Source organism: Trinickia sp., assembly GCF_036503415.1.
Classification (GTDB): Bacteria; Pseudomonadota; Gammaproteobacteria; order Burkholderiales; family Burkholderiaceae; genus Trinickia.
Map to the genome: position 1 here is coordinate 36,885 of NZ_DASXWY010000134.1, position 6,000 is coordinate 42,884.

Here is a 6,000-nt window from a genome sequence, read left to right on the forward strand (position 1 = left end):
AAGCCGCTTACAGGTTGATGACGGCCTGGTCGACCGCCTGCTGCGTCTTGATCGTCTGCGCGTTCGCCTGGTAGTTGCGCTGCGCCGTGATCAGGTTGACGAGCTGCTTCGTCAGATCGACGTTCGACTCTTCGACCGCGCCGCCTTGCAGCGTGCCGTGGTTCGTCGAGCCCGGCGCCGAGATCTGCGGTACGCCGGAAGCCGCTGTTTCGGCGAACTGATTGCCGCCGAGATCCTGCAGCCCGTTCGGGTCCGAGAAATTCGCGAGCACGATCTGGCCGAGCGGCTGCGACTTGCCGTTCGAATAGTTGCCGGTGATCGTGCCGTCGTCGGCGATCGAGAAGTTCGTCAACTGGCCGCTGGCGTAACCGTCCTGCGCGAGGCTGTTCACGCCGTCCTTGCTGCCGTACTGCGTCGTGCCGCTCAGATTCAGCGTCAGCGCCTGCGGCGACGTGCTGCCGTCGGAGTTCGTAATGTTGAAGGTCAGCATGCCGGTGCCCGAGCTCGTTGCGGGTGCCGTGGCGGTCGTGGTCGAAAGCGCGCCCGCCGTGTCGAAGCCGACCGCACCGACCTTGCTGACCGTGCCGGTCGCCGTGCCGGAGTACACGTCCCACGCACCCGATCCGGTCTTGACGAAGTACATGTTGACCTGCTGCGAACCGCCGAGCGAGTCGTAGCTCTGGATCGACGTCGAATAGTTGTAGGTCAGCGAGTTCGTTGCCGAAAAAGGCGTGACGGTCGGTACCGTGTCCTGCGAATTCAGGTTCAGTTGCGCCGTGATGTTCGTCGTCGCGAGCGGAGCGATATTCGTCGTCGGCACCTGGATCGGCACCGTCGAAGCGGTGTTGATGACGCCGTTCGCACCGGCCGCATAGCCCATCAGCTTGAGGCCCTGTGCGTCGGTGATATAGCCGCTCTTGTCCATCTGGAAGACGCCGTCACGCGAGTAGGTCAGCGTGCCGTTGTTCGACATCTGGTAAAAGCCCGTGCCGTTGATGGCCACGTTGAGCGCCTGGCCCGTGGTGTTGATCGTGCCTTGCGAAAAATCCTGCTGGACGCTGGCGAGCCGCGTGCCGAGACCGATCTGGTTGCTCACGGTCGTGGCGATCGTATTGGCGTAGACGTCGGCGAACTGCGCCGTGCTTTCCTTGAAGCCCGTCGTGTTCGCATTCGCGATGTTGTTGCCGATGACATCGAGGTCGTTCGCCGATGCGGACAAGCCGCTCAAACCTTGTTGGTAGCCCATTGTCGGGTCTCCTGCGCGAGTGTTCTGGAAGAAGGGTTAGAGGATCGCTGCGACGCTCGTCGAATCGACCGTGGTGCCGTTTCTGAGCAGCAGGCCCTGCTTGCCCGAGCTCTGCTGCACGACGCTCACCACCTGCTGGCCCGTCAGGGTCGTAATGCCCGTGGCCGAGGTGCCGGCGCTCGTCGTGCCCTGCGCCGAAATCGTGTAGGTGCCATCGGGCAGCGTGTTGCCCGATGCGTCGGTCGGCGTCCAGCCCACCGGCACCGTGCCGGCTGCCTGCGCGCCGAGGTCGACGCTATTGACTACGTTGCCCGACGAATCCTTGATCGTGACCTTCAGATCCGTGACCGCTTGCGAAAGCGTGAAGCCGAAGCCCGACGAGCTGCCGCTCGACACCGTCGCGGTGTTGCCCGGCACGAGCACGTTCTGGCCGATGAGCAGCGAGGTCTGCGCGTTCTGGCCGGCGGCGAGCTGCGAGGCGAGCGAGGTGAGCGATGTATTGAGCTGGCTGATCCCCGTTACCGTATTGATCTGGGCCAGCTGCGAAGTCATCTGCGAGCTGTCCATCGGATTGGTCGGGTCCTGGTTCTTCAACTGCGTGACGAGCAGCTGCAGAAAGGTGTTCTGCAGATCGGTCGTCGCGTTGCCGGTGGACGACGTGCTCGACGAACCGGACGACGAAGACGCTCCGTTCATCGTGTCGAGCAGCGACTGCGAGACCGTGCCGCCGGAGGCGATGGTCGTACTGGATGAAGTCACGAAGTTTCTCCTCAGGTGCCGATCGTGAGTGTTTTCAGCATCAGGTTCTTGGCCGTGTTCAACGTCTCGACGTTGGCCTGATACGAGCGCGATGCCGAGATCATGTTGACCATTTCCTGGACCGGATCGACGTTCGGACGCGTGACGTAGCCGTTCTCGTCCGCCGAGGGGTTGCTCGGGTCGTAGGTGGTCTTCATCGGCGTGGGATCGTCGATGACGTTGCTCACCTGGACGCCGCCGATCTGCTGGCCCGACGCCGTGTGCGCGCCGCCCACCGGCTTGACCTCGAAAACGACCTGTTTCGCGCGGTACGGCTGGCCGTCCGGGCCCGTCGTGCTATCCGCGTTGGCGAGGTTCGACGCGGTTACGTTGAGCCGCTCGGACTGTGCCGAGAGCGCCGAACCGGCAACCGTGAAGATGTTCATCAATGACATGACGGCGTGGCCTCCTTGCTTTCCTGTTAATGCCCCGTAGCGATTTATTCGTTGGCTGCGGCGAAGTGTCGGGCGTGCGGCATCAGCCGCCCGACGTAATCGCCGCGAGCATCGTCTTGATCTGCTGCGTCAGAACCGTCATGCCCGATTCGTAATGCAGCGAGTTGTCCGCGAACTGCACGCGCTCCGCGTCGAGATCGACGGTGTTGCCGTCGAGCGCGGGCTGCGTCGGATTGCGGTATTTCAGTTGACCGTAGTCCTGGCTCGAGCCGCCCGTGGCCACGAGCCGCGCCTCGCCGGCCATATGGCCGGGCGCCGTCGCGTTCATCGCCATGCCGCTCGTCACACCGGCCGGTTGCGCCATGGCCAGCGGCGCGGCATTCGAAGTGCCGGCCACCGTCGCCGTGGCGCTCGTGCCGGGCGCACCCGCTTTTTTCAGGGCGCCGGCCAGCGACGAGGCGAAATCGACGTCGCGCGCCCGGTAGCCGGGCGTATCGGCGTTCGCGATGTTCGACGAGAGCAGCTCCTGCCGATAAGCGCGCACATCGAGCGCTTCACGGCCGAAGGCGAATTCGGCATCGAGTTTGTCCAGCATCGAATGTTTCTCCGTTGCCAAGCAATGAGTCAGGCGGTTCGCCTTGTCGGAGAGCCCTGTAGCGCCGTCCGGCAAGACCTTTTTGCATGGACTGCATCTTATGGGCGGCGGTCAAGTACCAATCGGACGAATAACCAGGGAAGCAGGCCTCTATTCAACGTTTGCGCGATGGGGCGGGCTTCTAGAATTCGTTGTCATGACGAGCCTGCGCTTCGAGGGCTGTCCGAAGTTCGATGGAGAAACACACGATGTCGCTTTTCGCCGCCACCGCAGTTTCGCGCTCAGCACGGCCCGCCGCCGCGCGGACGGCGCGCGAACGCGCTTCGCGCTCGCTCGCCGGCGCCGTTCTAGGGCTCGCGGCGTCGGTCGTGACGTGCCTGGGCCTGGCAACGGCGGCCCATGCCCAGCCAACGGGCGGCACGCAGATTTACATTCCCGGGCCCGGCGAGCGTTCGGCAGCGCCGGCCGCCCCGGCCGTCGGCACCCTGAGCGCCACCAGCGGCCCTGGCGGTATGGTGGGCAACGGTAGCGAGGCACCGGGGGGCATGATTACGATCCCCGGTCCGGGCGAGCGCCCGGTACAGCCGGGCGCGACGGCCGGCGTGATCACCATTCCAGGACCGGGCGAACAGGCCACGGCGCAACCCGCGTCCCGCAGCGCGCTGCCGCATGTGGCGGCCATGCAGGCCACGTCCCGGGTAATCCCGGTTGTCGTCACGCCTTCGCCGCGCGCGACCAGGGCCGCGCAGCCGATTCCGATCGACCGGCCGGCCAGCGCGGGCGGGCCGAGCGCGGCGGCCACGAACGGCGCTTCGCAGGCCGCAAGGCTCGCCGAAACCGGCACACCCGCCACACCCGCACAAACTGCGGCACGGACTGTCGAAACCACCGCCCCGCCGGCCAACGCGGCACCCACACCGGTCGCGGCCGCCGTGCCGGCCGGCCAGCAGGACGGCGAATCCGTTCGCCGCACCGCGCTGACGTTTTTGCAGCAGCAATCGGCCGGCTTGCCGGGCAAGATCACGATCACCGTCGCGCCCGCCTTCCCGCGCGGCCTCGCCTCGTGCACGACGCTGGTGCCGTTCATGCCACCGGGCGCGCGCCTGTGGGGCCGCACCACGGTGGGCGTGCGCTGCGCCGGCGAACGGCCGTGGACGCTTTATTTGCAAGCGCGCGTTTCGCTCGAAGCCACCTACTATCTCGCCGCGCGGCAGATCGAACCGGGTGCGGTGGTTTCTCCGGCCGATCTGATGACACGTGAAGGCGACCTCGCCAACCTGCCGCGCACCATCGTGACCGATCCCTCGCAAGCCGTCGGCGCCGTCGCGCTCGCGCGGATCGGCGCGGGCTCGCCGCTGCGCGAGGACATGCTGCGCAGCGCCAGTTCCGTGACGATCGGTCAGACGGTCAGGGTCATCGCGGTGGGCACCGGGTTCTCGATTTCGTCCGAAGGCGCCGTCATGAACAACGCGTCGCCGGGACAACAGGTGCGGGTCAAGACCGCGGGGGGCCAGATCATTTCGGGGATCGTCAAGAACGGTTCCACCGTGGAAATTCAGATGTAACGGGGACAGACCGGAGCGCCTACGGCCTCGGGACTGAAGGGAAAGGAGACCAGTTGAGGGGGGAGGCGACGGACTCGATTGCGCTAAAGTTCGACTTGGGTGTGCCGATATCACATTCAAATCGAGAACCTTGGGAAGCCAATCGTGAAAATCGACTCCTCCACCAACTCCAGCGTGTCGTCGCCCAAGGGCGGCGTCCAAAACGCGCGCCAGGGAGATTCGGCCCCGGCGGTCAATACTGCCGGCACGGCGGGCGCGGGTGCGGCCGGCGCATCGGCCGGCGGCGATGCGAGCGTCAGCTTGTCGGGCCTTTCGTCCCAGCTGCGTTCGCTCGCGGCATCGGGCGCAGCCGACATCGATGTTGCGCAAGTCGAATCGATCAAGCAGGCCATCAAGGACGGCACGCTGTCGATCGATACGGGCAAGATCGCGGACGGCATCCTCGAAACCGCGCGCAATTTGTTGCAAAAACCTCAATCGTCCGGCGGCTGAGGCCGTTCAAGCACGGCATTGTTGCGGGGCGATTCTGATGAACGAGCGCTCACGCGCGAATTTTGGCGAATCCGATGAAAGACGCCCTGCTCAATACCGTGACGGAAGAACATGCGACGCTCGAGGCGTTTGCGTCGCTGCTGGTCTATGAGGAAAAAGCGCTCGCTGCTGTGTCACCGCTCGAGACGCTGCCTGCCATCCTCGAAAAGAAAACCGAATTGACCGACAAGCTCGCGTCGCTGGAGAAAGCGCGCGACGCTCAACTGAAGGCGCTCGGCCTGCCTGCCGGTAAGCGCGGCATGGAGCTCGCGAGCGCGGACGAGCCCCGGCTCGCCCAGCAATGGAAGCTGCTTCAGGACGTGGTCGATCGCGCCCGGCGCGCCAATATGACCAACGGGCTCATGATTCGCGTGCGCATGAATTACAACGAGAAGGCGCTGGCGATCTTGCGTGGGTCGGCGTCGAAGGGAACAGCCGGCGTGTATGGGCCGGATGGGCGGGTTTCGACCGTTTAAGGTCCTTTACTCTGCAAAATTCAGCTCGACACCGTTGCCGGCTGGATCGGCAAGAAAGAGCTGGTCCGTTCGGGTCAGCGGCACGTGCGATTGCCGAAACGCGATACCACGTGCGTGCAGGCGCGCTTCGAATTCGTCGAGTCCGGTGCATGAAAAAGCCACATGGTCGAATGTGCCATGCACATGCGTGTCACGCACTTCGCCCGGACGGACTTCACTCAGATGCAGCACGGGTTGTTCGCCAATATAGAGCCAATACCCGAAATGCGCGAACGGCGGCCGCTCGCCGACCCGCAGACCGATGACATCGACATAGAAATCGCGCAGCGCGTCGAGTGTGCGTCGATCGGCTCGCAAGTTGAAGTGGTTGAAACCAGTCAAGGGCATAAAGAAT

General features: G+C 64.7%; 8 protein-coding genes. 3 read left to right on the top strand and 5 right to left on the bottom strand.

What is annotated here, in order from left to right:
* Positions 1–7: 7 nt before the first annotated feature.
* The 4 genes from flgE to VGL01_RS17020 all read right to left on the bottom strand — a co-directional run bounded on the left by flgE (position 8) and on the right by VGL01_RS17020 (position 3,034).
* Positions 8–1,246, bottom strand: a complete 1,239-nt coding sequence (flgE, locus tag VGL01_RS17005) for a flagellar hook protein FlgE (RefSeq protein ID WP_331571330.1) — start codon at positions 1,244–1,246, stop codon at positions 8–10.
* 36 nt (positions 1,247–1,282) lie between these two features.
* The gene (locus VGL01_RS17010; protein ID WP_331571331.1) at positions 1,283–2,005 is read right to left on the bottom strand and encodes a flagellar hook assembly protein FlgD; all 723 of its coding nucleotides are present in this window, start codon (positions 2,003–2,005) and stop codon (positions 1,283–1,285) included.
* A gap of 11 nt (positions 2,006–2,016) precedes the next feature.
* Positions 2,017–2,439 (bottom strand): flagellar basal body rod protein FlgC, encoded by a 423-nt coding sequence (flgC, locus tag VGL01_RS17015; RefSeq protein WP_414720284.1) that lies wholly within the window; start codon positions 2,437–2,439, stop codon positions 2,017–2,019.
* Between the two features lie 82 nt (positions 2,440–2,521).
* On the bottom strand, positions 2,522–3,034 hold the full coding sequence (locus VGL01_RS17020; RefSeq protein WP_331571332.1) for a flagellar basal body rod protein FlgB: 513 nt from the start codon (positions 3,032–3,034) through the stop codon (positions 2,522–2,524).
* A gap of 248 nt (positions 3,035–3,282) precedes the next feature.
* On the opposite strand from VGL01_RS17020, the gene flgA reads away from it, so the two are divergent.
* From flgA to VGL01_RS17035, 3 genes are all read left to right on the top strand, one after another.
* Entirely contained in the window at positions 3,283–4,599 is a 1,317-nt protein-coding gene (flgA, locus tag VGL01_RS17025; RefSeq protein WP_331571333.1) for a flagellar basal body P-ring formation chaperone FlgA, read from the top strand.
* Positions 4,600–4,743: 144 nt separating this feature from the next.
* Complete coding sequence (flgM, locus tag VGL01_RS17030) at positions 4,744–5,091, top strand: flagellar biosynthesis anti-sigma factor FlgM (protein WP_331571335.1); 348 nt, start codon at positions 4,744–4,746, stop codon at positions 5,089–5,091.
* A gap of 74 nt (positions 5,092–5,165) precedes the next feature.
* Positions 5,166–5,606, top strand: a complete 441-nt coding sequence (locus VGL01_RS17035; RefSeq protein WP_331571337.1) for a flagellar protein FlgN — start codon at positions 5,166–5,168, stop codon at positions 5,604–5,606.
* A 6-nt stretch (positions 5,607–5,612) separates the two neighbouring features.
* On the opposite strand, the gene VGL01_RS17040 is transcribed toward VGL01_RS17035, so the two are convergent.
* On the bottom strand, positions 5,613–5,993 hold the full coding sequence (locus VGL01_RS17040; RefSeq protein WP_331571345.1) for a VOC family protein: 381 nt from the start codon (positions 5,991–5,993) through the stop codon (positions 5,613–5,615).
* Positions 5,994–6,000: the final 7 nt, after the last annotated feature.

Coding starts and splice junctions, on each gene's coding strand:
- flgE (WP_331571330.1), bottom strand. CDS start 1,246: ATGGGCTACCAACAAGGTTTGAGCGGCTTGTCCGCATCGGCGAACGAC.
- flgC (WP_414720284.1), bottom strand. CDS start 2,439: ATGTCATTGATGAACATCTTCACGGTTGCCGGTTCGGCGCTCTCGGCA.
- VGL01_RS17020 (WP_331571332.1), bottom strand. CDS start 3,034: ATGCTGGACAAACTCGATGCCGAATTCGCCTTCGGCCGTGAAGCGCTC.
- flgA (WP_331571333.1), top strand. CDS start 3,283: ATGTCGCTTTTCGCCGCCACCGCAGTTTCGCGCTCAGCACGGCCCGCC.
- VGL01_RS17035 (WP_331571337.1), top strand. CDS start 5,166: ATGAAAGACGCCCTGCTCAATACCGTGACGGAAGAACATGCGACGCTC.
- VGL01_RS17040 (WP_331571345.1), bottom strand. CDS start 5,993: ATGCCCTTGACTGGTTTCAACCACTTCAACTTGCGAGCCGATCGACGC.